This is a genomic window from Bradyrhizobium sp. CB1717 (genome assembly GCF_029714325.1).
Taxonomy (GTDB): domain Bacteria; phylum Pseudomonadota; class Alphaproteobacteria; order Rhizobiales; family Xanthobacteraceae; genus Bradyrhizobium.
This window is the reverse complement of sequence record NZ_CP121666.1, coordinates 5,627,193-5,653,551: the sequence shown is the minus strand read 5'-3', so window position 1 is coordinate 5,653,551 and position 26,359 is coordinate 5,627,193. Positions and strand designations below refer to the sequence as shown.

20 protein-coding genes and 2 pseudogenes are annotated in these 26,359 nt (G+C 64.1%); 8 read left to right on the top strand and 14 right to left on the bottom strand.

Annotated features, from left to right (window positions below):
- The first annotated feature begins 38 nt into the window (after positions 1–38).
- Positions 39–626: a DUF308 domain-containing protein gene (locus QA649_RS26990; protein WP_283019846.1), complete on the top strand. Its 588-nt coding sequence runs from the start codon at positions 39–41 to the stop codon at positions 624–626.
- A 191-nt stretch (positions 627–817) separates the two neighbouring features.
- Here QA649_RS26990 and QA649_RS26985 read toward each other — a convergent pair whose 3' ends face one another.
- Both QA649_RS26985 and QA649_RS26980 read right to left on the bottom strand, forming a co-directional pair.
- Positions 818–1,414 carry a phasin family protein gene (locus tag QA649_RS26985; RefSeq protein ID WP_283019845.1) on the bottom strand — a complete coding sequence of 199 codons (597 nt, stop codon included), beginning with the start codon at positions 1,412–1,414 and terminating at the stop codon, positions 818–820.
- A 469-nt stretch (positions 1,415–1,883) separates the two neighbouring features.
- A complete protein-coding gene (locus QA649_RS26980; protein WP_283019844.1) occupies positions 1,884–2,759 on the bottom strand; it encodes an alpha/beta hydrolase in 876 nt (291 codons plus the stop codon).
- 291 nt (positions 2,760–3,050) lie between these two features.
- On the opposite strand from QA649_RS26980, the gene QA649_RS26975 reads away from it, so the two are divergent.
- Complete coding sequence (locus QA649_RS26975) at positions 3,051–4,838, top strand: vanadium-dependent haloperoxidase (protein WP_283019843.1); 1,788 nt, start codon at positions 3,051–3,053, stop codon at positions 4,836–4,838.
- A gap of 557 nt (positions 4,839–5,395) precedes the next feature.
- Positions 5,396–6,244, top strand: coding sequence for an ABC transporter substrate-binding protein (locus tag QA649_RS26970; protein WP_283019842.1), 849 nt, complete (start codon positions 5,396–5,398; stop codon positions 6,242–6,244).
- Between the two features lie 148 nt (positions 6,245–6,392).
- On the opposite strand, the pseudogene QA649_RS26965 reads toward QA649_RS26970, so the two are convergent.
- Together QA649_RS26965 and QA649_RS26960 are read right to left on the bottom strand one after the other, a co-directional pair.
- Positions 6,393–6,527: pseudogene (locus tag QA649_RS26965) on the bottom strand (transcriptional regulator); the annotation flags it as partial.
- 81 nt (positions 6,528–6,608) lie between these two features.
- The gene (locus tag QA649_RS26960; protein ID WP_283019841.1) at positions 6,609–7,430 is read right to left on the bottom strand and encodes a phosphotransferase; all 822 of its coding nucleotides are present in this window, start codon (positions 7,428–7,430) and stop codon (positions 6,609–6,611) included.
- A 421-nt stretch (positions 7,431–7,851) separates the two neighbouring features.
- Here QA649_RS26960 and QA649_RS26955 point away from each other — a divergent pair, with 421 nt between their 5' ends.
- A complete protein-coding gene (locus tag QA649_RS26955; protein ID WP_283019840.1) occupies positions 7,852–9,834 on the top strand; it encodes a GAF domain-containing protein in 1,983 nt (660 codons plus the stop codon).
- A 280-nt stretch (positions 9,835–10,114) separates the two neighbouring features.
- Here the strand turns inward: QA649_RS26955 and QA649_RS26950 are convergent, their stop codons facing one another.
- From QA649_RS26950 to QA649_RS26940, 3 genes and pseudogenes are all read right to left on the bottom strand, one after another.
- Entirely contained in the window at positions 10,115–13,441 is a 3,327-nt protein-coding gene (locus QA649_RS26950; protein ID WP_283019839.1) for an adenylate/guanylate cyclase domain-containing protein, read from the bottom strand.
- Between the two features lie 946 nt (positions 13,442–14,387).
- On the bottom strand, positions 14,388–15,563 hold the full coding sequence (locus tag QA649_RS26945; RefSeq protein ID WP_283019838.1) for a hypothetical protein: 1,176 nt from the start codon (positions 15,561–15,563) through the stop codon (positions 14,388–14,390).
- A 268-nt stretch (positions 15,564–15,831) separates the two neighbouring features.
- A pseudogene (locus tag QA649_RS26940) lies at positions 15,832–15,986 on the bottom strand (transcriptional regulator); the annotation flags it as partial.
- A 333-nt stretch (positions 15,987–16,319) separates the two neighbouring features.
- On the opposite strand from QA649_RS26940, the gene QA649_RS26935 reads away from it, so the two are divergent.
- Positions 16,320–17,540, top strand: coding sequence for an MFS transporter (locus tag QA649_RS26935; RefSeq protein ID WP_283019837.1), 1,221 nt, complete (start codon positions 16,320–16,322; stop codon positions 17,538–17,540).
- Between the two features lie 21 nt (positions 17,541–17,561).
- Here the strand turns inward: QA649_RS26935 and QA649_RS26930 are convergent, their stop codons facing one another.
- Both QA649_RS26930 and QA649_RS26925 read right to left on the bottom strand, forming a co-directional pair.
- Positions 17,562–17,948 carry an ester cyclase gene (locus tag QA649_RS26930; RefSeq protein WP_283019836.1) on the bottom strand — a complete coding sequence of 129 codons (387 nt, stop codon included), beginning with the start codon at positions 17,946–17,948 and terminating at the stop codon, positions 17,562–17,564.
- A gap of 16 nt (positions 17,949–17,964) precedes the next feature.
- Complete coding sequence (locus QA649_RS26925) at positions 17,965–18,855, bottom strand: LysR family transcriptional regulator (RefSeq protein ID WP_283019835.1); 891 nt, start codon at positions 18,853–18,855, stop codon at positions 17,965–17,967.
- 104 nt (positions 18,856–18,959) lie between these two features.
- On the opposite strand from QA649_RS26925, the gene QA649_RS26920 reads away from it, so the two are divergent.
- A complete protein-coding gene (locus QA649_RS26920) occupies positions 18,960–19,685 on the top strand; it encodes an SDR family oxidoreductase (protein ID WP_283019834.1) in 726 nt (241 codons plus the stop codon).
- Here the strand turns inward: QA649_RS26920 and QA649_RS26915 are convergent.
- From QA649_RS26915 to QA649_RS26905, 3 genes are all read right to left on the bottom strand, one after another.
- The gene (locus QA649_RS26915) at positions 19,682–20,554 is read right to left on the bottom strand and encodes a bifunctional helix-turn-helix transcriptional regulator/GNAT family N-acetyltransferase (protein WP_283019833.1); all 873 of its coding nucleotides are present in this window, start codon (positions 20,552–20,554) and stop codon (positions 19,682–19,684) included. The genes QA649_RS26920 and QA649_RS26915 overlap by 4 nt on opposite strands.
- Positions 20,555–20,606: 52 nt before the next feature.
- Positions 20,607–21,020, bottom strand: coding sequence for a cupin domain-containing protein (locus tag QA649_RS26910; RefSeq protein WP_283019832.1), 414 nt, complete (start codon positions 21,018–21,020; stop codon positions 20,607–20,609).
- Positions 21,021–21,097: 77 nt separating this feature from the next.
- Positions 21,098–21,499 (bottom strand): Ohr family peroxiredoxin, encoded by a 402-nt coding sequence (locus QA649_RS26905; protein ID WP_211403111.1) that lies wholly within the window; start codon positions 21,497–21,499, stop codon positions 21,098–21,100.
- Between the two features lie 148 nt (positions 21,500–21,647).
- On the opposite strand from QA649_RS26905, the gene QA649_RS26900 reads away from it, so the two are divergent.
- Together QA649_RS26900 and QA649_RS26895 are read left to right on the top strand one after the other, a co-directional pair.
- Positions 21,648–22,106, top strand: coding sequence for a MarR family transcriptional regulator (locus QA649_RS26900; protein ID WP_283019831.1), 459 nt, complete (start codon positions 21,648–21,650; stop codon positions 22,104–22,106).
- 77 nt (positions 22,107–22,183) lie between these two features.
- Positions 22,184–22,927, top strand: coding sequence for a fumarylacetoacetate hydrolase family protein (locus QA649_RS26895; RefSeq protein WP_283019830.1), 744 nt, complete (start codon positions 22,184–22,186; stop codon positions 22,925–22,927).
- A gap of 12 nt (positions 22,928–22,939) precedes the next feature.
- Here QA649_RS26895 and QA649_RS26890 read toward each other — a convergent pair whose 3' ends face one another.
- Positions 22,940–24,121, bottom strand: a complete 1,182-nt coding sequence (locus QA649_RS26890) for a VWA domain-containing protein (protein WP_283019829.1) — start codon at positions 24,119–24,121, stop codon at positions 22,940–22,942.
- A complete protein-coding gene (locus QA649_RS26885) occupies positions 24,118–26,343 on the bottom strand; it encodes a DUF5682 family protein (RefSeq protein ID WP_283019828.1) in 2,226 nt (741 codons plus the stop codon). Before QA649_RS26885 ends, QA649_RS26890 begins: the two co-directional genes overlap by 4 nt.
- Positions 26,344–26,359: the final 16 nt, after the last annotated feature.

The window sequence follows — 26,359 nt, the reverse complement described above, 5'->3', positions numbered from 1 at the left end:
ACGGAAACTACCAACTAGTAGGTAAAGGAGAGGGTGCAATGACGTATCATCAACAGGATCTCGTTCGTGCCGATCGCGAGCGATGGCTGAGGCAATACTACTTCATCCGGGCGGCGTTCTCCGTCGCCTGGGTCGTTGCCGCGTTTGCCATCGGGCCGTCGTCTGTGATCGCAGGCGCGTTGCTCGTCCTCTATCCCGCATGGGATGCGGCGGCGAATGTGGTGGATGCGCTCCGCAGCGGCGGCTTGAAACAAAACCGCACGCAGGCGCTCAACGCTCTGGTCAGCCTCGCGACCACCGGCGCGGTCCTCGTCGCCTTGCAGATGAGCATGAACGTTGTGCTCGCGGTGTTCGGGGCCTGGGCGATCCTGTCCGGATTGCTCCAGCTCGGGACGGCAATCCGTCGCTGGAAGAGTTTTGGAGCGCAATGGGCCATGGTGCTCAGCGGTGGCCAGTCGGCGCTGGCCGGCGGCTTCTTCATCTTTCAAGCCTCGACACCCGCGGTGCCGTCGATCGCGACCGTCACAGGCTATTCCGCCGTTGGCGCGGTCTACTTCCTGGTCTCGGCAATCTGGCTCAGCGTCAGCGAATGGCGTCAGCGCGCGAGGCAAGCTCAATTGGGATGATTGTGCTGTGTCCTGGCCTCGCATCGTACGATGACGGGGCTGGGATGCCGTCCAAACGCAGCGAGGACGTGCGTCAACCGTCGAGCATGCGGATGGCTCGCCAGGCATTTGGATCCGATTCGCGGGCGTCACAAGTTACAAGCGCGGCTGAGATTCCGCCGCGCACTTGCGCCATGATTGCGTAGCCGCGCCTAAGCAGCCTGCCGCGTGCGTTCGATGCTTTGAGTTATATGATTTCCGGCATCGTCAGCCATCTTCAGGGACAAGTCCGAGATCCGGCGGCTGGTATCCAAGGCGCTACTGATCGTGTCGCGCATCAGATCGGTTTGCACAGCCGCCCAATCGTGGGGAGTTCGGCAGCGCCAGAGTTCATTCATGCGGTCCATGGTCCTCTCGGTCTGCTGTCGAATGAAATCGAAGTACTCGCGCGAAGCAGCGTTCATTCCTTTGGCGACCGCGGTCGTAGAGTACATGATTGCTTCGGCATTGCGGACCGAGCGTTCCGCTGCCCGCTGCGCTTCGTTGCCGGTCAAACCGAACGTGCGACCTAGCTGATCCGTCGAGCGGCCCATCATTGCCGTGGCCATGTCGACGCCGAAGCGCCAAGCGTTTTGCAACATCTCGGTATTTTGTCGCAGGAGATGGCCGCTGGCTTGCGACACCTCCTCCCCGGCCTCGGCGGTAGCTAAGCCGATCCGTCTGGTCTGCTCAGCGGTCCTCTCGCCGGCGCGGCGGATTGTGTCCTCGGGGCGTTGGGTGGACTTTTCCTCTTGGCGTGGATTGGCCATTCGTTGCTCCATCGTTCTTGTGAGGTCGGATCCTATGCCCTCCGTCACAGGTACGATCCTTAGCGAGCAAACGTGAGCATTTCTGGACCGTTCCGGGCGAGCGATCTTTTAATCAATCCTCCTCCATTGCGCGCAGGAACGAGCGCTTCAACCTCCAATTATTCCTTGCTTGGCCCGTCAGCTCCGCGCTGAGGGGCAGATGTTTTTGGCCCTATATCTCAAGGCTCAGTAATGACCGCCGCTGAAACCGTACTGCTCATCGCTGCCTTGTTGTTGTCGCTATCGCGCTCGGTATGCGGAAGGATTATCCGATCCGGGGCCTTGTGCTTGCGTCCGGGTACTACTTCCCGACCGTCCGATTGGACGTGTGGTTGATGTCAGGTCCAGCCATACCGGTCTTGGGCGACTTGGTCAGCTACACTGTCGCGCCTATCATCTCGTGGGCCATATTGCCGGGAGCTGACCTCGCTCAGCGCGATGCAGCGCGAATTTCCGCGATGGTCTGTTCGGGAGCCTGGAGGTGAGGGTAGTGGCCGACGCCCGCAAGCACGTGCAGCTTCGCGCGAATGCGTTCGGCGAGCTCGACGCCCATGTCCTTCGTGATGTAGAGGTCGTCGCTGCCCCACACCACCTTCACCCGCGTCGTCAGCCGCGCGAGGTTCGCCTCGAAATGGTCCTGGTCGCGGGTGAACGAGGCGTAGTAGTGGTAGAAGGCATCCACGACGGTCATCCCGTCGCGGCTCCATGCGCTCGCCACGTCGTCGCGAAACGCCTGCGGGATATCGTAGTGCGCCTCCTTCGGCAGGCCACGAAAGAAGGTGTTCTGCAGGATCTCGTCGCGGCCGGCGTTCATCGCGGCACGGACATGGTCCGATGACGGCTTCGACTTCAGGGCCTGCAGGTTCTGCCACATCAGCCCGGGCCGGTTGAAAGGCGCGAAATCGCCGACGATCAGGCATCTCGCGATATCGGGCTCATCGAGTGCCAGGAGCAGGGCCGGCAGTGCGCCGATGTCGGTCGCGTAGATCGTGAGCTTCGTGCGATCGATGCCTGCTGCCACGATATAACCTTTCAGCACGCGGGCATAGTCTGCGGGTGCATAGGCGAAGCGTTCGACCGGCGGACGCGACGAGAAACCGAAGCCGGGCCAGTCGAAGCTGTGAACGTCGTGGTCGTCGGCCAGCGCGAGCGAAATGCCTGTCCACGCATGGACGGTCTCGGGAAAGCCATGCAGCAGAAGCGCGGTTCGCTTCGGCGCGTCACTGCGGACCAGCATCCTGCGTAGCGTGAGGCCGCCGTCGATCGCGATAGTCCCGATTTCCGGTCGTTCAGCTTGCCTCGACATGATGCTTTCCCGATCCCGCCGGCGAGCAATCGATGCAGGGTGCCCTTCATCTTATCGGAGACGCGCAGCGTCTCAAAGGCGACGTCATTGCTCCGGTGGGCACCTGCGTTGTGCAAAGACACGGCGGGCGGTGGTTCCCGCCGGTGCACAATTGGTCTGCTCGACTCACCATTGATCTGAGTCAATCTCCTCTGTGTTCTCCCGGTGAAATGATTTCGACTGCAGCATGCAAGTGATCGGACGGCTCCGGCGCAATTCTGCCGAAACTTTCCCGCGAGGGAGGAGGCCTCCATGGCTGACCATTCCACCGCTCCAACTGAATCCTGCCTGGCGTCGGCGAGCCCGTCGACCGCGATCACTCGCCGCTCGCTGCTTGGCGGGACCGGCATTGCGGTTGGCGCCGCCGTGCTTGCGTCTCCGCCGAGCATACCCGGGTTCGCCCCGGCGCTGGCGCAGCCCGTGAGCGCGGACGCCCGACCGCTCGACGCGGCGTTCAAACAACGGGCCTTCGAAGTCCGCGGGGTCTGTGCGGGCAACAACGAGAAAATTCCCATCGCGCCCCACCCGACGAATGGCGACGAGGCGCGCTACAGTAACAAGATCGGTTCCGATTCACGTGGCCTGCCGCACGACAAACGCGGCGAAGTGACACCAGAGGCGTGGCAGGCTCTCTATGCCGCCTGCCAGTCGGGCGATCCCGCCGATTTCGAAAAGATCCCGCTCGGCGGCACTCGCAAGCTGGTCAATCCCTTGGGCACGCTGGCAGTCAGTCTCAGCGGCATAAACCCTACTCAGATTGGAATACCCCCGGCACCGGCTCTTGCAAGTGCGGAGCGCGGCGGCGAGGCGGTCGAGGTCTATTGGCAATCCCTGCTTCGTGATGTTCCGCTGACCGAGTTGCGCGACGACACCTCCAATCGGGACGTGCTCGTAGCAACCGAGGAGATCAACAAGCTTGCCGATTTCCGAGGGCCGAAGTCCGGTGGGCGGGTCACGCCCGGCACACTGTTCCGCGCCAATGCGCTTTATTTCGACGCCGGCGACCCGAAGGGCCGCTCCGTCACGCCTCCAGGCGTTTTGGACGGTCCGCTGATCTCGCAGTTCCTGCTCAGGGACGCGCCCTATGCCGCGCAGTGGATCAGTGCCCAAGTTCGCACCGTGTCGCCCGCCAATGAATTCCTGACCGACTACGAGGAGTGGCTGGCGATCCAGAACGGCGCCGCACCGAAACGCCAGTTGCAGTTCGACGCGACACCGCGATACATCACGACAGGACGAGATCTCGCAGAGTATATCCACACGGGTCCTGCACTTGGGTGGGCGGCAGCGCTGCTCCTTGCAACCCCGGGAGGCGGGGCGGACAAACGCTACTCCGGGATCTATCCGCCTGCAGAGCCCGTGTCCTACCCCTCGAACCCGTATCGGAAATCGAAAACCCAGGTCCCTGCGGGTGCTACCTTCGGGTTGCAATACGTCCAGGCACTGCTCGCCACGGGGATCAGCAACTCCGTCCGCGCGGCTTATTGGCAGAAGTATTTCGTGCACAGGGCTGTGAGACCGGAAGCCTACGGCGCTCTGGCGCACCATCGCCTCGCCAATGGCGTGAGCGACTACCCGCTGCATGATGATTTCCTGAAATCGGAAGCCCTCGCTCGCAGCAAGGCCAAATACGGCACTTATCTGTTGTCGCAAACCTATCCGGAGGGCGCGCCCTTGCACTCCACCTATCCCGGCGGGGCCACGAGCGTCGGGGCCGTCACGGCAACCATATTGAAGGCGTTCTTCGACGAGAGCCGCGTCATCGCCAATCCGGTGCAGCCCGATCCGGCTGACCCGACAAGGCTCGTGCCCTATGACGGCCCACCGCTCACGGTCGGCGGAGAGTTGAACAAGCTCGCCGTGAACTTCGGTTTCGGACGCAATTGGGCGGGTATCCACTGGCGTTCCGACGCCTCCGCCTCAATGGCGATCGGTGAGGAAGTGGCCATCTGCATGTTGCGGGACGAGCGCGCGACCCTTCGCGAGCCGTTCGACGGCTTCTCCTTCACGCGTTTCGACGGTAGCCGCGTGACGATCTGACAGCAGACGGGCGGGCGTACGCTTACGCAATGTCAGCACAGAGGCTGCTTGAGTCTCCTTTCAGTCGCAAGTGCGGGGATTGCGGCCAGCGCTCTGTTGGGGCTCGCAGGTCTCTCTCCCCGGCACCGGCTCACGCGGTGATCTACTGCACGTATGTTGGTTATCCGGCGGGCTGCGTCGCGCGGGCCGATGTCGTGCTCAGGCCTCGACCTGTAGCGCGCTGCAGTCCGTCATAACGCCGGTGGCAACTAAACGGCGGTGTCAATCGAGTTGGAGTGCGGCGGTGCAGCTTTGTGACCCGCTAGGCCCGAATGCGAAGTATGGCGCGTCTCCGAAAAGGTCGGCTTGTCAGGGTGAACCGGAAGTGGCTCGGCTCCGGCCAGACCGACGCGATTGACCCATAGCGGTCTACCGGTGCTTGGGCTACCTTGCCTTTCAACGCTTCTTGCCTGCGCCGATGAGGTATTCGAATGAGGCGGCGAGAGTTTTGTCTGGGGCTGTCTGCCACAATGGCAGTGCTCCCGCAGTCCGCGAAGGCGCAGAAGCCGAGAAACCCGGTGATCGGCTGTCTCGCGTTGGGCTCGCTCGAAAATGGCCGCAAGACGTTCGAATGGGTGCGCGGCGGGCTAGCCGAAACCGGCTATGTCGAGGGACGCGATTTCGATTTGGAGCTTCGTGCTGCGGACTACCAGGCAGAGAGGCTTCGCGAGCTTGCCGCCGATCTGGTCGCGCGCAATGTCGCCGCTATCGTGGCGCTCACAACCCCCTCCACGGCGGCCGCACTCGCCGTAACAAAATCGGTTCCGATTGTGTTTCTCACTGGCGTTGACCCCGTCGCGAACGGCTTCGTCAGCAGTCTCAATCGTCCCGGTGGTAACGCCACAGGCATTTTTATCCTCGGCCAAACGCTCAGTACGAAGCGGCTGGAGCTGCTGCACGAGATCGCTCCGACGGCAAATGTCGTCGCGATTTTGATCAGTTCGTCCATTCCCGGCATAACGACGGAGCTGTCGGATGCGGCGGATCGCCTAGGCGTTCGAACGATCATCCAGGTTGCGAACAGCCGTGATGAGTTCGCGGCCGCGTCGAGGCAATGGTTCGAGACGACTGCCGCGCGCTTTATGTGCCTGGCGATGCCGTCTTCAACAACAATGCTGCCGCCGTTGTCGCCTTGGCCGCGAAGTATCGGATCCCAGCTATATATCCGTTTCGAGAATACGCGGCGGCTGGCGGGCTGGCCAGCTACGGGCCAAATTTCGCCGAGGGCTATCGGTTTATCGGAACCTATGCTGGTCGCATTTTGCGAGGCGAGCGGCCCGCCGAGTTGCCCGTGCAGCAAATCACGAAGGTCGAATTGGTCCTTAACGCCAACGCAGCCAAAGAACTGGGCCTCGAACTCCCATTGAGTTTGCTCGCCCGAGCCGATGAGCTGATCGAATAGTGCGCATAGTTGCGCCGCGAGTCCGGAAATGGCCCATCGCGACATACTGCACTGCCGCACGAACCCGGTTGCCATGGGAGCAAAGCGGACGTGGTCACCAGTCACGTTCATAGCTAACCGGCCTGGCCCGGATAGGGCGTGCCGGCCTTGTGCACGAAGCAGCCGTCGGAATTGGCGCTCATCATGTCGATGTCCGAGCATGTCGTGAGATCGCCAGGCGCGCGCGAGCCGACTTCGAGATAGACGGCCCTGTCTTGGAGTCTGATGCCGTCTGCCCCGAAGCCGACGCCGGGCAGCCGCATCGACGGCCGCGCGCGCAGATGCAGGGTTCAGTCCTGCGAGCGCAGGGTCGCTTCGGCTCGCTGCATCATCCGCCGCCATCGCTCGCTCGTCGGCCCGCCCATAATCAGGAAATAGCGGACGATCGCGATCGGCAGCCAGGGCTCCATCGCTTGCCTCAGCGCTGCGACCGGCTTGCCGGACAGCCGCGCGTATTCGGATTGCGCGGCTGCATTGACCGCAAGCGGCCGCTGCGGATTGTCGGTGACGTCGAGGGCAAACTCGGTCAGGCCGATGTGAGTGAGCCCATGATCGAGGGCCGCAGGCGCGCGGATCGCAAAGGTCCAGTCGATCAGCCGCGGACCGTCCGCCGTCATGATCACGTTGTTAGGATGGATGTCGCCATGGCACAGCCCGTCCCCCGGCTGCTGCAGGCGGTCGATCAGCGCGAGGATGCCGGAGGCGATGTGCTCAGGCACGATGTCGCCCGAGCGCCTGAAGGCGCGGTCCATCCAGCCGCGTAGATGGAAGGCCTCCGGCGGCGGCGGCATCCTGTGAACGCACAGGCCGAGGGACGCAAGGACTGCACCCGCCTGAGCGAAAGTCACGGTGCCGCTGCGCGTGACTTGCAGCAGTGTCGGTCCGTCCAGGCGGGCGAGCACGATGCCGAAGCGTCCGTCGAGCGTCACCTCGCCGAACACCTCCGGCGCAGGCATGCCGGCGGCAAAGACTGCCTGGGTCATCCGCGCCTCTCGCTGGCCGAGCCGCGGGGGGAAACCTTCCCTGAACAGTTTTACGACCTGACCCGGCGCCCAGGCGTGGATGTCCGCCGTGCCGCCCTGGTTGATCTTCTCACCGAGGGATCCCCGCATCGCCCGTCCTCCCGCCGGTCGCAATCAAACACCGACGGCGGGCAAAAGAGAACGCTTCCGCAATCCTGGCTGCCAGCCATGATCGTGGCTTGTCCCCGGGGCCGGCGTTTGCCAGAATCGCGACGCGCGGTTGGAGACAAGTCCGGTTATGGCCCGTGGTTGACCGCCGCTGTGGGCGTCGCACTCTCGCTTCCGAGAGGTGAGCAGAATAGCGTCATGCAGACTTCCCAGGGCAGCCTTTGACCCAGAGCCGACATCGGCCTGGCCGTTTGGCAAGGGGTAATTCTGGCTATACCTGCCCTTCCAGAATTGTGGCCTGACCCGATAAGATGCGCCTCCTGACCCCAGGGGGGAAGATTTGGCGCGGCCATCAAAAACGAGAGGCAAGAGGGCCGCGGCGAAAACCCGCAAGGCGAACTCTATGGGCGGCCGCAAAAAGCCCATTGAAAATAGGCGCCGCATTTCTCCGATCTCCGATGTGACCAAAGAGTTGCAGGAGGCCCGCGAGCAGCAAGCGGCTACGGCCGAGATATTGAAGGTCATCGCGAGTTCGCCATCCGAGGTGCAGCCGGTATTCGAGGCCATTGCGGCTAGCGCAAATCGTCTGATCGGCGGCTTCTCGACTGCGGTGCTGCGCTTCATCGACGGCATGGTGCACCTTGCAGCCTTTACGCCAACCAATCCGGATGCCGACGCCGTCCTGACGTCAAGGTTCCCGACATCGACGGCTACCTATCGACCTTTTGCGTTGGCGGCGCGCGGCGAGCCGGTCCAGATCGCGGACACCGAAGCGGCACCGGATGAAGAAGCCAAGCAGATTTCGCGCGCGCGGGGCTGTCGGAGCCTGCTGCTTGCACCTCTGATGAGCGGCGGCCAGGCGATCGGCACAATTGGCGTCACGCGTGCTACCCCGGGCGCATTTGCCCCTCATCACGTGCAACTGCTGCAGACCTTCGCCGATCAGGCGGTGATCGCCATCGAGAACGTGCGCCTGTTCAACGAGACGCAGGAGGCGCTGGAGCGGCAGACCGCGACGGCTGAAGTGCTGCAAGTCATATCCAGTTCGCCTGGCGACCTTGGGCCGGTGTTCGAGGCCATGCTGGAAAATGCCGTGCGCATCTGCCGCGCCAGTTTTGGGACGCTGCTCCTGTACGAAGGCGACAGGTTGCGGCGGGTGGCGCGAATGGCCGCGCAAAACGTGCCGCAATTGTATGCGCCCGACCAGGAAACGCCGCCACATTTCATCGCGCCGTTTGATGGGGCGCCTTCGCTGCGGCGCCTCGTCGAGACCAAGGCGCTGGTTCACATTGCCGATATTGCGACAGAGCATCCCGACGATCTGATCTACAAGGTCGCCGCAGCCCGCACCGTTCTGATTGTGCCGATGCTCAAGGAGAGCGAGCTTGTCGGCGCCTTTGCCGTCTACCGCAAGGAGGTGCAAGAGTTCAGCGACAAGCAGGTCGAGTTGCTGAAAAATTTCGCGGCACAAGCGGTGATCGCTATCGAGAATGCCCGGTTGCTCAACGAACTACGCATGCGCACGCGAGAGCTGTCGCAATCCCTCGAGGACCTCCGTACCGCGCAGGATCGCCTGGTGCAGACAGAAAAACTCGCTTCGCTCGGCCAGCTCACCGCCGGCATCGCGCATGAGATCAAGAACCCGCTCAACTTCGTCAACAATTTCTCGGCGCTGTCGGCGGAACTGACCGACGAGCTGAACGATCTGCTCAAACGCGCCGCGCTGACTGACAAGATGCAGGAGGAGGTCGATGAGTTGACCAGATTGCTGCAGGAAAACCTGCAGAAGGTGGTGCAGCATGGCCAGCGCGCAGACTCCATTGTCAAGAACATGCTGCTGCATTCGCGCGAGGGAAGCGGCGAGCAGCGGACTGCCGATATCAATGCAATCGTCGAGGACAGCCTCAATCTCGCCTATCACGGCGCGCGAGCAGAGAAGTCAGGCTTCACCATCACGCTGCGGCAGAACCTGGACCCGCGCGCTGGAGCGGTCGAGCTGTATCCGCAGGAGATCACACGGGCGCTGCTCAACCTAATTTCCAACGGCTTCTATGCCGCGACTAGGCGCAAGGTCGAGACGGGCGACGAGAGCTTTGAACCAGTTCTCAGCGCTTCCACGAGGAACCTTGGCACGACAGTCGAAATCCGTATTCGCGACAACGGCACCGGCATCCTGCCTGAAGTACGCGAAAAGATGTTCAATCCTTTCTTCACCACAAAGCCGACAGGGGAAGGAACGGGGCTCGGACTCTCGATGACCCATGACATCATCGTCAAGCAGCACGGGGGCCGGATCGACGTCGAGACTGAGCCTGGCGTCTTTACCGAGTTCATCATTACGCTGCCGCGCGACAACGGCATTGCCACCCGCCCGAGGTCCGAATGACCGCTTATGGCCCGTGGCTGACCTCAGCTCAGGGCGCCCGCGACGTCTGCTTGTTGAAGGTGACCCGAACAAGGGCATGAAAGCTGCCTAGGCAGCCTTTGACCCGAAACGGTAATTCCGACAGCATGGAGCGCATGGGGTGGCATTCGCATCCGATCCTTACACTTAGCGTTGCCGGCGACGCGCCGCGGATGACGCTTCATGAGATCACGGACCAGAGCCCGGCAAGCCTTGGAGTGCAGGCAAAGCACCTATCCCGTGACGAAAGACATGAACTGACTCAGGTCAGCTGTTCGAGCACCGCCCTGGCGTCCCTCAGGACCGGCGTGTCGAAGCCTTCGGTGAACGAGCGATATCGCAGCACGAGGAGATCATGAGCTTCCGCGCATTTGCCTTGGTCACGCCACAGGCAAGCGAGGCTGGTCGCAGCGCGCAGCCCTAACGTCTTCGCGCTCTGGCGCTCCGCCACAGCGAGGGCTCGATGATAATTCTGCTCTGCCGCTGCCTGGTCGCCTCGCGCATTCATCATGTCGCCTCGAAGTCGATGCAACTCGGCCTCACCGGACCGCTCTTGAGTCGTCTCGATGAGCTGCGCAGCCTCGACGAGACATTTCTGTTCCTCCTGAAGATGCCCGACCTTGGCGTGAGCCTCGGCGAGAAAGCAGAGCGCACGCGGCGTGTGCACCACAGCTCCGGCACCACGAAGCACCGAGAGCCCTTTCGCGAGCAAGGCGAGACCGTCCTGCGCCTGTCCAACGGCAGTCAATGAGCGACCATGTTGGAGAAGTCCGAGGCCCAACCAGAGCGGAAAGCCATGCTCGTTCGAGAGAGCCACCAGTTCTTCTGCATGCCGTAATGTGTCATGCGACATGCCGGCCGCCGCCTCCACTGCACACACCTTGCTCAACACAAAGGCCACCGTGAACGGATGGTCGAGCAAACGGGCTTCTAACAACGCCTCGTTGGCGCGCGCGCGTCCCTGATCGATATCGCCCAGAAGCGCCAACGTCACCGCCAGGTGACCCCGGCTCGCCGCGCGCGGATCGGCCACCGCTATGGCGGCGCAAATCGCGCGAGCGGCCGGATCTCTCAAGCCATCACACAGCTCGAGAAGGCCGCGCGCTGTCACAAACTCCCCGCGATAGTGGCAACTGGCGCCGTGGATATAGTGACCCAGCAGCAGAGTGGCTTGATCTTTTCTTGTCTCGCCCAATTTCTCCATCTGCTCGGCAAGGGACACCGCCAGGTCGTGCTCGGCACGAACCGAATGGAAACCCCATTGGAAATAGAGCAGCGGAGCGAGACGGTCCGGTCGATCGAACCGCTCAGCGAGCGCCCGCGCCCTGACAAGGGTATCGGCTACCGCCGGCGCCGAATACCCTCGGGCCGCCATCAGGGCCCGCCCGAGGGCAATCTCAAGGTCGAGCTCGTGCTGTGCGGGCCGCGACTCCTCGGGCATGTTCGCCAGCAATTCGAGCCCCTTCTGCAACTGCGCCACCGCTTCCGTCATCGCCGATCGCGCGACCGCCTGCTGGCCCGCTTTGAGCCGGTAGCCGACCGCCTTCTCGTTGAAACCGGCCTCCGTACAATGGTGGGCCATGAGTTGGGGCTGAGCGGCCACGATTTTAGGGAACTCGCTCTCTAACGTCGTCGCAACGCGAGCATGGATCTGCTGGCGTCGACCGCGCAGCATGGTGCTATAGGCTGCATCCTGCACCAGCGCGTGCTTAAAGGTGTACTCTGCATCGGGCGGGGTCCCCCGCTGGAAGACCAGTTCGGCGCTTACGAGCTGCGCCAAGGCCCCGTCCACCTGTTGCGGCGGCATGGCTGCGACGGCGCTGATCAGCTCATGCGAGAACGACCGCCCAAGGGCAGCTCCGATCTGCGCCATCTCGCGCACGGGCGCCAAGCGATCCAGCCGTGCCAGGAGCGAGGCGTGGAGCGAGGTAGGGATGGCAAGCCGAGGTACGGGTCCCCTCGCATCAAAGCGGTCGCCGGCGTCGGCCAACATGCCGCTCTCGATCACCGCCTTGGTCAATTCCTCGATGAACAGCGGTATGCCATCGGTCCGATCGACGATTCCTTCGACGATCTCTTGGGGCAACGCCTTGCCGCCGGTCACCCCCATGATCATCTCGGCGCGCTGTCGATGCGGGAGCCGACTGAGACTGATCAATGTCACGTGCGAGCGCCCGATCCAGGCTGGCGCGAACTCTGGCCGAAAAGTGATGATCAGCAAGACGCGGAGGGTGGCCACGCGATCGACGATGCGGTCCAACAGGTCGAGCGAGGTGGGGTCGATCCAGTGCATATCCTCGAACACCATCAGCACGGGCCGGCGCGCCGCCAGTCCCTCGAGCTGGGCCAGGAGAACCCCAAGCGTCTTCTCCTTGCGCTTCCGAGGGGTGAGGCTGAGAGGTGGATAGCTATTGCCGATCGGCACGGACAGCAGGTCCGCGATCAGAGGGACGGCCTCGCTGAGGTCAGCGTTTGCCTCCGCGAGCAACGCTTCGAGCTTGTCCAACCGTTGCCGGTCCGTATCGTCGCGCCGGAAACCCGCCGCCCGCTCGAGCTGTGAGATGGTCGGGAAAAGCGCGCTGTCCTGATGGTGCGGCGAGCAGAAACGGCGCAAACGGATATGTGGATCATCGCTCAGCCGCTCCAGCACGGTCTCGGCGAGGCGCGATTTGCCGATGCCGGGCTCACCCGATATCAACACGACCGAGCCATCGCCGCGTTTTATCTGCTGCCAGCGGCGCATCAGCAGCTCGATCTCTTCATCGCGCCCGAGCAGTGGCGTTCTGGCTACCCGCAAGGCCTCGAAGCGGCTATCGACCGCGTTCGCACCGATGACTCGCCAGACCGGCACCGGGGCGCTGAAGCCTGTGATGGACACGCTCCCGAGAGCGAGATACTCGAAGAGTCCACCGACGAGGCGGCGAGTGCTACCGTCGATGACAATCGTATCCGGCTCGGCCAGCGCCTGCAGACGCGAGGCCAGATTGGGGGTCTCACCGACCACTCCATGCTCCTGCGCTGCGCCATCTCCGATGAGATCACCGACGATCACCAAGCCCGTGGCAATGCCAACTCGCACTCGCAATCTTGCCGACGGGCCGACATCGAGTCCTGCCACGGCCGCAACCAATGCTAGTCCGGCGCATACTGCGCGCTCAGCATCGTCTTCATCGGCCCGCGGATAGCCGAAATATGCGAGCACGCCGTCGCCCATGTATCTGGCGACGAATCCGCCAGATTTTTCGATTTGCTCGGCACAGCAGCGGTGGTACTTGCCAATGATTTCCCGCAAGTCCTCAGCGTCGAGCCTAGTCGAGAGCGCTGTCGAGCCAACAAGATCAGCGAACATCACCGTGAGTTGACGTCTCTCGGCCGCGGTCCAAGGAGTACGCACGGGTCTCGGTCCGGTCTCAGCGAACTCCGCAATCGCGCGCAATATCTTCTTGCGATGGCCGAGCGAAACACCGATTTTTTCGAGGTCAAAGTCGGTCAGATCGCGCAGAACGCTTGGATCAATGTCGTTCTCGGCAAAGCGTTGCGCGTATTGCCCTAGGCCAAGGATGTTGAGCCAGTCCGCAATCTGCTGCATTGGCTCCCTCGACTGTCTGATTGACGGCGAGCCGGACTTTGGACCACGGCAAAGTAACGTTATCCCGATCCTTTCAGCATAGCATGCTTTAGCTCGTGGCGTTCGGCCGCGGCAGGCCCTCAATCCTTGCCAAAATGGTGCAACAGTACAGGCGCCCGCTACTAAGCCGCGAGTGGCACGATAAGAGCAACTGGATTGCCGTATGCGCCCGATTTCGGTGGCAACAGGCGAATTTTTGAAGACGCGGCTTCAGATCGCGCATCGAATTTGCGCAGCGCGGCAGAAGTCGCATTGCCATCAGGTCGACGGTTGTGCTCTCTTTGGCTGCGCGACCTCTGCTTATCATTTCAGCTCCAGCCGCTTGGTGGCCTCGAGAGGGAGCGCTGTCCCGGCGTTGATTCCGACGATTCGCGCCGGTCGCCTTGTTCATGAGTTCACCTGGAGTGGCAGCCATGGTGCAGAACCTAGTAGCCGGATTGGTCGTGGTGGCTTTGATTATCATGGGCGTGCTTGCCTACGCCCAGAAACATGAGGGGTGCGTGCACGGGCGCTCGCTCCAAACCTTTAAGCCCTGCGGATCAGTTGGCGTTGACATGTAGCGCTGGCCGCGACGCTGCGCCCAACCTCGCGCGATTTTGCGCCCATGATCCCGGGCGAAACCTGGTTCGCCTATTTCCGTCTGTGCGGGCCGAGCCGAGCCATTTCTTCAACCGAACGTGGGTTCTTGACAAACTGAGCAACTGATCAGGTGTCGCGTTGGGCTCGCTTCCAAAGTCTGTTCATGGCCCTAAGCTGCCTCTCGGTTTCAACGCCCTGACGTCGGCTTGCGGGGGGCGAGCGGACCGAGGACGAAAATCGCCGCGACGCCCGCTTATGACCCTTCGCGGACATATCGAAATCAAAAAAGACCAAAAGAGAGGCCGAGACGAGAAGCATCGCGGCTCAACTACGGAAGTCCTTTTGTCATCGTAAAGGGATTGAACCCACGTTCCGCGAGGGCAGCCCACGAAGCTGCGCCAAGATGTGACAATCGGAAATAGAGTCGCGGCTTGGTCGGGTCGGTGTCCAACACGAACCCCGTCGGTAACTCGCGGACAGTCGTGGCATAGAACCCACCATCGGGCGACCTCTGGGATTCGATTACAGCGATCAACGACTCTGCCCTCTCAGTCCTGCCGAGCAATTTCATCAAGAGAGCCATTTGGCCCGTCCCTTCGGTCCACACACCGTCCCGGTCTTCACCGTAAGAAAAGCCCCCGCCGACACTCATTCGCTGTTCGGCGGTCGTCATTGCTGATGAAAATGTCCCGGCCGCTCCGTGAAGCGCTGTTAAAGGCCAGATCTGAGCATCCAGAGCCAAAATCGGATTGTGCGTGACGCCGTCTTCAGCTGTCCCTGCGGCGAAACAGGCGCATGCCGAATCCCACATCGTATTTACGAAGTGCTCAGCAGCCGTTGCCTTATCACGCCAACGCGAATCGCCTGTACGGATCGCAAGAAGGCCAAACGCGGCGGCGAGGTCAGTATTATGTTCAGTCGATTTCCACGTCCGCACTTCCGGCGTCGGTTCGTGCCCAAACGTACCGCCCGTGAAACCGCCAGTACCGCGCGTATCGGCCCATTGCGCGACCCAGGCGCCAAGCCGTGCTGCACCATCGCGGAACCGAAAGCCGGTGTTCACATCATCAAGCGACAGCAACGCCAACATGGCCCATGCCATGTTACCATTGTCGCTGCCCACCTGATATCGATCCTCTAACCATTTGTTCTGAGCATTGTCCCACCACCCCGGAAGTTTGACGGGGCCATTCGCCGCCACACCCGCGGCGTAAGCGTTCCTGAGCCGTCCATCATGCCAGGTGCGGTCGTTGTCGATGGCCCAGAGAATCGCCGAGCCAATCCGATACGCTTTGTCTTGCTCACCGCAACCGACCAATGCGATGGCGGCTACCGCATTGTCATAGAGGTAGGCGGAGCCATGCAGAGGCCCCGATTCGACGGTCGGATAGCTGGGCAGGAACAACCGCTCTGATGGCGGTGCCTGATCAATTAGACCAGCGAGGTATCCGCACGCTGACGTTTTTGGTGCTGTTGAAGCCTGCAGTGGAGCGGCGGCCATCATGATTGCGAAAGTCGCGACGACCCAAGTGTGAAGGCAGAGCCCGCGACAACGGTAGAAGCAATAAGTGATTGGTGCCGGTAGCATTTCGCTGCCTCTCGCGCCTTTTCAACCAAGATAGGCTTTGGGACATCGGAAAGAAAGCCGGTCAGGATCGAGTAAGAACATCGCGCCTTCATCTTCAACGGCAGTTTATGGCCCATCGCGACATACTGCGCTGTCGCACGAACTCGGTCGCTCCAGGAGCAAAGCGGACGTAGTCACCAGTCACGCCCGGTGGCAGGCGCATCAGATTGACGCCGAAATCGGAAAGGCCGCCGGCATTGCTTAGACGCTTGCGAATGCGCTCGGCGTAAGGAGCGTCGAAGGGCGCTGGATAGCCCGAGCCGTGCGGACCGGCACAGTGGCGACGTCGATCTTGGGCATGGGAACGTTCCGTTCAAGATCAGCACGTTGAGCGCGCACCGGGCGGCGACCGTGCGCCATGATCGGCGAGCGTCCGAACGTGCTGCGACTATGTTGGCGGGAGGATGACATCATGCCAGTGTTTTGCCCGACGGGTCAAATCGCTTCCGGTCACCGCCAGTCACTGGCCTCGTAAGTCATTGATCCCACAGCTGTCGGCTACTGTGCATGGGGTTGTTTTCGTACTTTTTGCTGGCAGGTCACAAAAGCGTGCGGCAAAAAGGATGTGCCGCTGTCGGCCGGCGCAGTTCCCATTCGTCTTCCACCCAGACAAATCTGACGGGAGACCAAAAGATGCTTCGTTCCCACTATCGCTGGGTGATCGTCGCCGCGGGCGGCCTGCTCGGCTGCGTCGCGATCGGCGGCATGTTCTCGTTGCCGGTGTTCCTGCAGCCGATTGCCAAGGACACCGGCTGGTCGGTGACCGGCATCTCCAGCGCGATGACGATCGGCTTTCTGGCGATGGCGTTCACCAGCATGGCCTGGGGCACGGCAACCGACAGGTTCGGGCCGCTGCCGGTGGTGCTGACCGGATCGACCGTGCTGGCGCTGAGCCTGTTCGCCGCGAGCCACGCGACCTCGCTGATCGTGTTTCAGTTCGTGTTCGGCCTGCTGGTCGGCGCGTCCTGCGCGGCGATCTTCGCACCGATGATGGCGACGGTCACGGGCTGGTTCGACACCAATCGCAGCCTCGCGGTGTCACTGGTCTCCGCCGGCATGGGCATGGCGCCGATGACGATGGCGCCGCTCGCGGCCTGGCTCGTCTCCGGTCATGACTGGCGCACCTCGATGCAGATCATCGCGCTGGTGGTTGCCGCCATCATGATCCCGGTCTCGTTCCTGGTGCGCCGTCCGCCCGCGCTCGCGCAGGCCGCGGCGGCACCTGCGGACGGGGGCGCTGCGCAAAACGAGATGTCGATGGGCGAGGCGCTGCGCTCGCCGCAATTCTTCATTCTGCTTGCCACCAATTTCTTCTGCTGCGCCACCCATTCCGGTCCGATCATCCATACCGTCTCCTACGCCGTGAGCTGCGGCATCCCGCTGGTCGCTGCGGTGACGATCTACAGCCTCGAGGGGTTTGCCGGGATGGGCGGCCGCATCGCCTTCGGGCTTCTCGGCGATCGCTTCGGTGCCAAGCGCGTGCTGGTCTCGGGGCTGCTGCTGCAGGCGTTCGGCGCGCTCGCCTACGTCTTCGCGCATCAGCTCGCGACGTTCTACGCGGTCGGCGCCGTGTTCGGCTTCATCTATGCCGGCACCATGCCGCTCTATGCGGTGCTGGTGCGCGAGAACTTTCCGCTGCGGATGATGGGTACGGTGATTGGCGGCACGGCGATGGCCGGCAGCCTCGGCATGGCGACGGGCCCGCTCGCCGGCGGCCTGATCTATGACGCGTTCTCCAGCTACGCCTGGCTCTACATCGCCTCCTGGGCGATGGGCTTGGGGGCCTTCCTGATGGCGATGACGTTCCGTCCGTTCGCGAAGCCGCAAGGGGAGGTGGCGCCGGCGGCGGCATGAACGTGAGATCGAGGCGCGGCGTCAGAGCTGCGTCTCGATCGCTGTCTTGTCGATGATCGACCACACCTGCCGGATCTTTCCCTCGCGGAATTCGTAGAACACGTTTTCGCAGAAGGACACGCGCCGCCCGTTGACGGCAAGTCCAAGGAAAGTCCCCACTGGCGTGCAATCGAATCTCAGCCGCGCCGCGATCCCGGGTGGGTCCGACGCCAGCAGTTCGACGTTGAAGCGCAGGTCCGGGATCTCGCGAAAATCCTGTTCCAGCATCGCGCGATAACCGGAGAGCCCGAGCGGCCGCGCGTTGTGGACGACGTCGTCGTGCACGAACTGTCCGAGCGCCGGCCAATCCTGCCGGTTCAGGCAGGCGATGTAGCCGTGATAAATGGCGGCAAGCTCGTTCCTGGTCACGGCGGGTTCCTTCGGCTCATGCGCGCCGCTGCACGTGCTCGATCAGTGCGCGCAATTTTGGCGCCACGTTGCGGCGGCTCGGATAGTAGAGATAGAAGCCGGCGAAGGAGGGGCAATAGTCCTCCAGGATCGGCACCAGCTCGCCGCGCGCGATCGCAGGCCGGAAGCTCGCCTCCATGCCGAAGGTGATGCCGGCGCCGGCCACCGCGAGCTTGATCATCAGCGCCATGTCGTTGGTCGTGATCTCGGGTGCGACCGCGACGCTGAACTCTTTTGCGCCGTCCGAAAACTCCCAGCGATAGGGCGTGACGTTCGGCGCCGGACGCCAGCCGATGCAGCGGAAGGATGCGAGCTCGGACGGGTGAGAGGGCACGCCGAAGCGATCGCGAAAGGCCGGTGCGCAGACCGCGAGCTGGCGTTCGTCGCCGGCGATCGGCAGGGCGATCATGTCCTGCTCGATCACCTCGCCGAGCCGCACGCCGGCATCATAGCCGGCCGCGACGATGTCGAACTCCGCGTCGGTCACCGTGATGTCGAGCTGCACCTGCGGATTGGCTTCGGCAAAGGCGGCAAGGAACGGACCGGACAGGAAATGCTCGGCGATCGAGGAGACCGCAAGCCGCAACAGCCCGCGCGGCCGCCCGCCCAGCGCCTCGGTGTTGCCGAGCGCGGCGCGCATGTCCGCAATCGCAGGGGCGATCTCCGCATGCAGCCGTTCGCCGGCCTCGGTCAGGCTGACGCTGCGCGTGGTGCGCTGAATCAGTGCGATGCCGAGCGTTTCCTCCAGCCGCCGGATGGTCTGGCTCACGGCCGAGCGCGTCACGCCGAGACGGTCCGCGGCGGCGCGAAAATTCCGCTCTTCGGCGACCAGCGCAAAGACGGCGAGGGCATTGAGGTCGGTTTCCATCGGTTAGCGCAGCTTGCCAGCGTGGTTAGATATGATCGTCTTATCACAGCAAAGGCGTCGGTCCATCTTCCCGCAATCACTCCGAACGCAACGGGAAGATCCTCATGCCAATCGATAAAGTCATTCTCATCACCGGCGCCTCCAGCGGCATCGGTGCGGGCATTGCACGCGAGCTGGCCGCGGCCGGCGCCAAGGTCCTGCTGGGCGCGCGGCGCACCGACCGCCTGAAGGATCTCGCGTCCGAGCTGAACGCGGCCGGCGGCACGGCGCTCGCGCATCCGCTCGACGTCACCGACCGCGCCAGCGTCGCCGCCTTCGCCGATGCCGCGCGCGGCGTCTGGGGCCGGGTCGACGTCATCGTCAACAATGCCGGCGTGATGCCGCTGTCGCTGATGGCTTCGCTGAAGGTCGAGGAATGGGACCGCATGGTCGACGTCAACATCAAGGGCGTGCTCTACGGCATCGCCGCGGTGCTGCCGGAAATGGTGGCGCGCGGATCGGGCCAAATCATCAATGTCGCCTCGATCGGCGCCTTGAGCGTGTCGCCGACGGCGGCGGTCTATTGCGCGACCAAATATGCGGTGCGGGCGATCTCCGACGGCCTGCGCCAGGAGCACGACAACATCCGCGTCACCTGCATCCATCCCGGCGTGGTCGAGAGCGAGCTCGCCGATACCATCACCGACCCCGTGGCCGCAGCGGCGATGAAGACCTATCGTGCCATCGCGCTTCAGCCTGACGCGATCGCCCGCGCGGTGCGCTTCGCCATCGAGCAACCCGACGATGTCGACGTCAACGAGATCGTCGTGCGTCCGACGCGGACGACCTAGAGCCGCTTTTCGAAGAACAGGTCCGGGTAGGGATCGTCATTGAAGCGCGGAATCTCGCGCCAGCCGGTGGTGCGGTAGAGCTGGCCGGCCTCCGGCAGCGCGCTGTTGGTGTCGAGCCGCAACAGGGCGATACCGAGCTCGCGCGCTGCGACCTCAGTCGCGTCCATCAGGCGCCGGCCAAGCCGCAGCCCGCGCGCGGCGGGGGCGACCCAGAGCCGCTTGATCTCGGCATAGCCGTGGTCGGTTCCCTTCAGGCCCACGCAGCCGATCGGCAGCGTGTCCGACATCGCGACAATGAAGGTGCCGCGCGGCCGGCGCATGTCCTTGGCGTCGGGGTCGCGCGACAGCGAGACGTCGAAGCCCTGCTTGAAGCGGCGACCGAGGTCGGCATAGTACTCGCCGAGGCAATAGCGTGCCTGTTCGGATTGAGGATCGCTCTCATCCAGCGAAACGCGCTCTCGCGTCAATGCGGATGCGATCAGGTCCATCGCCGCCAGCAAGGCCTCGCGCTGCGCATGCTGCGCTAGGAATCCCTCGGCCTGCGCGTTCGAGAGCGCCTCGTAGGCCGCGAACTCGCGCCGGCCAGTGCGCGTCAGCTTTGCCACACGGCGGCGGGCGTCGTCCGAATGCGTACTGGTCTCGACCACTCCCTCGTCCTCGAGGCTGCGGAGCAGCCGGCTCATCAGCCCGGAATCGAGCCCGAGATAGTCGCGGATATCGGCGACGTCCGAACGCCCGTGTCCGATCGCATTGAGCACGCGCGCGGCACCTAGCGGGCGCCCGCGCCCGAGGAACGAGTTATCGAGTGCGCCGACGGCAGAAGTGACGGCACGGTTGAAGCGGCGGACGCGGGAGACGGGGTCGAGCATGATATCTGACTTTAGTCAGATATCATGCGCAGGTCAATCGGGGCGGCCGGCCTCACTTCGCCAGCGTCAGCAGCGGCTTGTCCTTGGCGACGATATAAGTGGCAAGCTCGCTCGCGGTCTCAGCGCCGACATTCTTCGCCGCATGCACCGTGCCGGCGGGGATGAACAGCACGTCGCCGGCCTTCAGCGTGACCGGCGGCTTGCCCTCGACGTCGTATTCGATGGCGCCCGTGAGCACGTAGATGATCTCTTCGCCTGGATGAGTGTGCCGGCCGAACGCCACGCCGGGAGCGAGGTCGACGCGTACCTGCACTGCCTCGCGCCCGGGCGAGCTGAGATCGTGGCGCTGCAGGTCGGTGCGCGTGACGCCGGCCTGCGCCGCTGCGGCCGGCAGGGTGAACAGGTTTGCCGCGAGCAGGACCGCGCTCGACAGCACGCGGAGGGTTCGCAGATGACGATGGCTCATGGTCGGCTCCTTGTGGTCACTGGATTGTCCGCGCCGCGCGGGCCCGGCCGATGCCGGCCGGTCCGCGTCGTGGCGCTTCAGACGAGAGTGGTGGTCACCTCGATGTTGCCGTGCACCGCCTTGGAGTACGGACAGATGCCGTGCGCAGCCTCGATCAGTTCCTGCGCCACCGCGCGATCGACGCCGGGGACGCTGACGTCGAGACGGGCGCGCAGGAAGAAGGCGCCGCCGGCGTTGTTCAGGTCGATCGCGGTGTCGACCGACGGCTCGCTCGGCAGCTTGACCTTGCGCTGCGCAGCGGCGAGCCCGAGCGCGCCGAGATAGCAGGCCGACCACGCGGCGGCGAACAGGTTTTCGGCGGCCGGGTGCGGCTGGGCCAGCTTAACGTTCAGGAAGCCGTCGCTGGAGTGCGCAGCGCCGTCGGCGCCCGAGGTGACGTGGGTCTTGCCAGTGAAGAGAACCTTCGCAGCGGATGTCATGGTCGTATCCTTCGGTTGAATTATTAATCGTATCCGATCTAATCGGATGCGCGTCGAAATAGTCCCGCTGCATTCCATGGTCAAGCTCTTCCGATTTAATCGGATGCGATTTATATAGGTCCGCAGATCACGAATTGCGGAGGTTCCCGTGGGCCGTTCCCCCAAAACTGCCGGCAAAGGCCGAAAACTATCGAATTTCCTGTGCTTTGCGGTCTATTCGGCCAATCTCGCCTTCGGCCGCGTCTATAAGCCCCTGCTGGATAAGGTCGGGCTCACCTACACGCAGTACATCGCCCTGGTGGCGCTGTCGGACGAGGACGAGCAGACCGTCGGCACGCTCGGCGAGAAACTGTTTCTGGAATCCAACACGCTGACGCCGATCCTGAAGAAGCTGGAGCAGATGGGGCTGATCAAGCGCCACCGCGATCCCGCCGACGAGCGGCAAGTGCGCCTCAGCCTGACAGCTGCGGGGCGCAAGCTGATCGAGCAGGATCTCGGCGACTCCGTGATCGAGGCGACAGGTCTTGGCGACGAGTTTCCGATGGTGCAGAAGACGGTGAGCCGTTTGCGCGACAATCTGCTGCGCGCGACCAAGGTCGACGACTAACGTATCGAGACACATAAATCGAGAGTTTCGGCCGCGGCACGTCCGTCGCCGAGGCTGGCCCTACTACGGAGGACATCGTGGGCAATGCGAGTGAAGCGGCGGACAGGTTGATCGCAGCGAGAAGCAGCAGACAGGCGGTCGACTGGCGCGACGTTCTCCCGTCGGATCGTGCCGGCGCCTACGCCATCCAGGATGCCACGCTTGCCCGGATCGGTCCGGTCGGCGGCTGGAAGGTCGGCGCGTCGGGCCCGGACGCCGAGCCCGTCTGCGCGCCGCTGCCGGCGTCGGGCCTGCTTCGCTCAGGCGCGCGGCTCGGCCCGGAATTCCGCCTGCGCGGTGTTGAGGTGGAAGTCGCGCTCAGGGTCGGGCGCGCGCTCGCGGCTGACGACGCCGCGTTGCCCGATCGCGAACTGGCACGTGCGTTCGACGCGGTCTATCCCGTCATCGAGGTGGTCGAGACGCGCCTCGAGGATTGGACGAACAGCGCTCCCCTGGCCCAGCTTGCGGATTTGCAGAGCCACGGCGCGTTGCTGATCGGAGTAGCCGCGACAGTCAGCCCTGCTGCCATCGATCTGAGGAGCGTCGAGGCGGATCTCTCCATCGGCCAGGACATCAGCCGACGAACCGTTGGAGGCAATCCCGCAGGCGACATCTGGCGTCTGCTGCGCTGGCTCATCCGCCATTGTGCGGACCGGAGTGTGCCTCTCTTGCCGGGCCACATCGTCACGACCGGTTCCTGCACCGGCATGGTCTTCACAGAAGCGGGGACCAGCGCCCGCGCACGCCTTGTGGGGTTCGGCGAGGTTGCCGTCGACTTCTGAGGTCGCTGATCTCTAGCCCTCGGGCCGGATCAGCTTGATGTCCTGATCGGCAGCCCAGGCGGCGACGTCCTCGCGCTTCAGCGCCGTCGCCATCAGATCCGGAAACTGGTCCGGTGTGCAGGCGAACACGGGAATGCCGAGGTTTGCGACTTTTGCCGAGAGCACCGGGTCGTACGACGGATGGCCGGTATCGGTCAGCGCCAGCAGCACGATCACGTTGATGCCGCGCGTTGCGAGCCGGGCCAGCCGGTCGACCAGCGCATTCGCATCGCCGCCCTCGTAGAGATCGGTGATCAGGATCAGATGGGCTTTCGCCGGCCGCTCGATGCGCTCCTCGCAATAGGCGACGGCGCGGTTGATGTCGGTGCCGCCGCCGAGCTGGACGCCGAACAGCACCTCGACGGGATCGGCGAGCTCCTCGGTCAGGTCGACGATCGCGGTGTCGAAGCAGACGAGCTTGGTCGCGACCACCGGAAGCGAGGCCATCACCGCCGCGAAGATGGAGGCGTAGACGACGGAAGTTGCCATCGATCCCGACTGGTCGACGCAGAGGATGACTTCCTCGAGATCGACGATGCGGCGCTGCTGGCGCAGGAAGCCGATCAGCCGTTCGGGCACGACCGTGCGATGCTCCGCCTGATAATGGCGCAGATTGGCCTTGATGGTGCGCGGCCAGTCGATGTCGGCAAAGCGCGGGCGATTGGTGCGCAGCGACCGGTTCAAGGCGCCGCGGACCGCATCCGCCGTACGCCGCTCCAGCCGCTCCATCAGCTCGGCCACCACCTTGGCGATCACGGTGCGGGCGGTGTCCTTGGTCTTCTCCGGCATCACGCCGCGCAGCGCGACCAGATCGGCGATCAGGCTGACGTCAGCCTCGACGGTTGCGAGGAATTCGGGCTCGACCAGCATCTGGCGCAGGCCCTTGCGCTCGAAGGCATCCTTCTGGATCACCTGGACCACCGGCGCAGGGAAGAACTCCCTGATATCCCCGAGCCATTTTGCGACGCGCGGTGCCGAGCCGCCGAGCCCTCCGCGGCCTTTCTTCGGGGCCTCGTCGCCGTCACCATAGAGCGCCGTCAGCGCCTCGGACATGCGGCGATCGCTGGCGGACAGGGCAGGGCCGTTCTCGGTACCTTCGGCGTCGACGCCGAGGGCGAGTGTCCAGCGGCGGCTGCGTTCATCGGCCTCGCTCATCGCGCAGTTCCCGCTGTTAGGAGTTCGAGCACGCGGGCCTGATGCGCGGGCCAGAGAACGTTTGCGCCGGCAATCAGCCGATATCCCTTGGCGGCATCGGTGCCCCGCGCGAACAGAGCGTCCATCAATCGCCTGCGTTCGGTCCGGTCCAGCGCCGAGAAGACGCGGCGGAATAGCGGCAGGCTGGCGGTGAAAGCCTCTTCGTCCAGCGTCGTCAGCCAGGCATCGACGGTGCCGCGGAGCGTTGCATCGTGGATCAGCCGCTGGCCGGCGCCCTCGAAGAAACCTTCGAAGAAGCCTGCGGCGTCTGCAACGGGCGTGCCGGGCGAGAGCATTCTCGTCAGCAGGTCGGCCGCATGATCGGCGCTGAGCAGCTCGGCCTCGTAGAGCAGCCGCGCGGCCGTGCCGGCGATCAGGCGGGTCGCCTGATCGTCGTTCATGAGTGCCCGCAGCGCATCGCGCCAACCGGCGACGACGTCAGTCTCGATCTGGGCGAGCTGGATCGCGGCGTCGGCCGCAAGGAGCGCACCGCGCAGCTTGGCCGCCGCCGGCGCGTCGAGATTTCGCGCGGCATAGGGCAGGGCGAGCGCTGCCTGCACCACAATGCGCGGCATCAGGGCCGCCAGATGCTCGACCGTGCCGGCGCGCGCCTCGCCATAGCGCAGGATGTCGGCCATCGGCGGCAGCGCGTCCAGGAGAGACTGTCCGTCGCTCGTCAGCGCCGCCTTGGTCTCCAGGGCCGCGATGCCGAATTCGGTGGCTCGGGACAGGTCGGCGATCATGGCGTTGCGCACCAGCGTTGCCAGCGGGCCAAGCTCGGCCTCCTTGCCCATCGCCTCGATCAGGCGCCCGCCCGCGGCTTCCGCGATGGTCGAACCGTAGAGGAGGTTTTCCACCAGCCTGACCGCGAATTCCGGCTCCCAGCGCAACTGCCAGTTCTCGCGAAACGTCCCGCGGCTGCGCCCCGCATCCATCAGACGTCCCCAGGGCACATCGAGCGCGTTCAGCCGATGCAGCAGCGTCGAGCGCATCAGCCCGCTGTCGCTGCGCAGATCCAGCGTCAGCGGCCGCTCCAGCGCCTCCGGCTTCAGCCGCGTCGCCCTCTGCTGCCGCTGGAGATCTTCGAGCAGCGGCGCGAGCGGGGTCGCTGCCGGGATCGCACCGACACCCGCGCCGATCAGGAGCTCGGCGGAGATATCGTCCCACATGGCGCGCTCGCCATTGCAGAGGCAGGCGATCGCCGCCTCGCGCAGCTCTGCGAAACCCGGTGCGGGGCGCCCGCGCAGCGCTGCGAGTGCCGTGCCGAGACGCTGTGCCTCGATCACCGAGGCGGTCGATACGAAATGGCCGCGATCCCGCAGCACGCGCGTCACCTTGGTGAGCCACTCGGCGGCGCGATCGCGCTCGCGCATGTCCCAGACATGGGCGCACCATCCCGGCGCCACCACGCCCGCGCCATAGCCGCTCGCGCGCGCCAGGCGCGGCGCAGTCCACGGCGCCCATGTCGCCTTGATCTTCGTCTTCGGCCGGCCCTTCAGCAATTCGCGATCGGCGGCGAGGCTGCGGCGCTCGGCGAGCGCCGGCACGTGCCAGGCGCCGCACACGACTGCGATGGCGCCGTCGTATTCCTTCGCCGCCTTCGCGATCTCGATCCGCATATGCGCTTCGCGCGCGGCCTCGCGCGCCGACAGCGATTTTTCGTCGGCGCGTAACGCCGTCATCGCGTCGGCGACGGCTGCGAACACCGGCCCCGTCGCAGGATTCTCCTCGATGACGTCGGACCACCAGGACTCGCCGTCGTCATAGCCTGCGGCGGTCGCGAGCGCGCCGATCGGATCGTGACTGACCGGATCGGCCTCGGCCCTTGCCGCGATTTCCTCCGCGATGTCGCCGTCGCTGGCACCCAGACGGTCCGATGCCGGCAGGTCGATGAAGCGCAAGGCTGCGGCGTGACGCACCGCCCAGCGCGCGGCCTGGTATTCCGGCGAATAGTCGGCGAAGGGAAAGAAGCTGGCGTTCGCCGGATTGTCCTCGGCATAGGTGAGCAGGGCCACCGGCGTCACCATATCGGGGTCGGCGAGCATCGGCAGCAGGTCCGAAGCATCCGCCGGGCCCTCGATCAGCACCGCGACCGGATTGAGCGCGTCGAGCGCTTCCACCAGCCGCCGTGCAGAGCCGGGGCCGTGATGCCGGATGCCGAAGAGGGAGACCTGGCCTGCCATCGGTCGCGCCGTGCTG